Annotated in this window: 1 protein-coding gene; it reads right to left on the minus strand. The window is 65.3% G+C overall.

What is annotated here, in order from left to right; translation table 11 throughout:
- Positions 1 to 1,962 (minus strand): efflux RND transporter permease subunit (locus Q0L57_RS13875; protein WP_296743511.1); only part of this gene is annotated, 1,962 nt, incomplete at both ends.

The raw sequence follows: 1,962 nt of genomic DNA on the forward strand, positions 1-1,962 counted from the left end.
CCACGGCCGCGATCGGTCCCTGGCTCTTGGCGCTTTCCTCGACCGAGCCGGCGGTTTGGACCGAGTAGCCCGGCGGCAGCTTGGCGATGAAGGCGTCGACGGATGGCTTCAACTCGTTGACGACGGTCGCCGGCAGGACGTCCCCGACCATGCCTGCGCGCACGGTGATCGTCGGAATGCGGTCGCGCCGCCAAACCGTCGGCTGTTCGAGGTCGTAGCGGAAATTGGCGACAGCGGCCAACGGGATCGCCTCGCCGCTGCCTGTCGGCAACTGCATGTTCTGCAGCGTCTCGATCGAGCCGCGCTCGGCCTCGCGCGAACGGGCCACGACATTGATGAGATAGGTAGCGTCGCGCACCTGGGTGATGGTGGCGCCGCCCACTGTGCTGTTCAGCGCGCTGGCGATGTCGGAGGAGGTGATGCCGAGCTGGCGCGCCTTGTCCTGCAGCACGTCCACCCTGAGCACGCGCTGCGGCTCGTTCCAGTCGAAGGTGGGCGCGGCGAGCTTCGGATTGGCCGAGATGATGCCGGCGAACTGCTGCGCCAGTTCGCGCACCGTCTGGATGTCGGGTCCGCCGACGCGGTACTGCACCGGGCGACCGACCGGCGGCCCGAGCTCGAGCAATTTGACGAAGGCGTCGGTGCCGACGAACTCCTCGCGAATCAGCTTCTCCAGCGCCGGCTTCACGCGGTTGCGCGCCTCGATGCTCTTGGTGACGATCACGGTCTGGCCGAAATAGGGATTGGCCGGCTGTACGTCATAGGCCAGCACGAAGCGCACCGCGCCCTGGCCGATATAGGAGGAGAAATGGTCGATGTCGGGATTGCCGACCAGCGCGCGTTCTTCGAAGCGCTCCATCTGGTCGCGCGTCTCGGTGATCGAGGAATTCTGCGGCAGGTTCCAGTCGACGATCAGCTCCGGCCTGTCGGACGGCGGGAAGAACTGCTGCTGGACGAGGCCGAAGCCGGCGATGGAAGCCGCGAACAGAAGCACGGTGGCGATGATCGTCAGCCAGTGGCGGCGCACCGAGAAGACCAGGATGCGCCGGAACAGCGAAGTGAAGCGTCCAGGCTGATCGTGATGTTTGGCCTTCATCGTAGCCGGCAGGATGGTGACGCCGAGCAGCGGCGCGAAAAGCACCGCCACGATCCAGGACACCACGAGCGACACCGCGATGACGACGAACAGAGTGAACGTGTACTCGCCCGCGGCGCTGGAGTTAAGGCCGATCGGAATGAAGCCGGCGACCGTCACCAGCGTGCCGGTCAGCATCGGAAAGGCGGTCGAGGTATAGACATAGGTCGCCGCCTTGCGGAGACTGTCGCCTACCTCCAGCCGCGCCACCATCATCTCCACCGCGATCATCGCGTCGTCCACCAGCAGGCCGAGCGCGATGATCAGCGCGCCGAGCGATATGCGCTGCAGCGATATGCCGAGATATTCCATGACGGTGAAGGTGATGGCCAGAACCAGTGGGATCGACAGCGCCACGACGAAACCGGCGCGCATGCCGAGGCTGATGAAGGAGACGGCGAGCACGATCGCCACCGCCTCGAACAACGCGCGCGTGAAACCGGAGACCGCTTCCTCGACGATGACAGGCTGGTCGGCCACCAGATGCACGCCGACGCCTACCGGCAGGTCGGCCAGCACCTTGTTCATCTCTTCGTGCAGAGCCTCGCCGAATTTGAGCAGGTTGGCGTTGGGCTTCATGCCGATGGCTAAAGCAATCGCATCCTGGCCGTTGAAGCGGAACAGCGCCGTCGGCGGGTCGACATAGCCCCGCCTGATCGTCGCCACGTCGCTCAGCCGGAAGAACCGGTCGTTGACGCGCAGGTTGATGGCCCGCAGGCTCTCTTCGGAAGTGAACTGGCCGCCGACTCGCACGCTGATGCGTTCCGGTCCCGACTGGATGACGCCGGACGGGGTAATGGCGTTCTGCGCCTGCAGGCTGGCGACGA

Origin of the sequence: Mesorhizobium sp., assembly GCF_024509055.1 — a bacterium.
GTDB lineage: Bacteria > Pseudomonadota > Alphaproteobacteria > Rhizobiales > Rhizobiaceae > Mesorhizobium.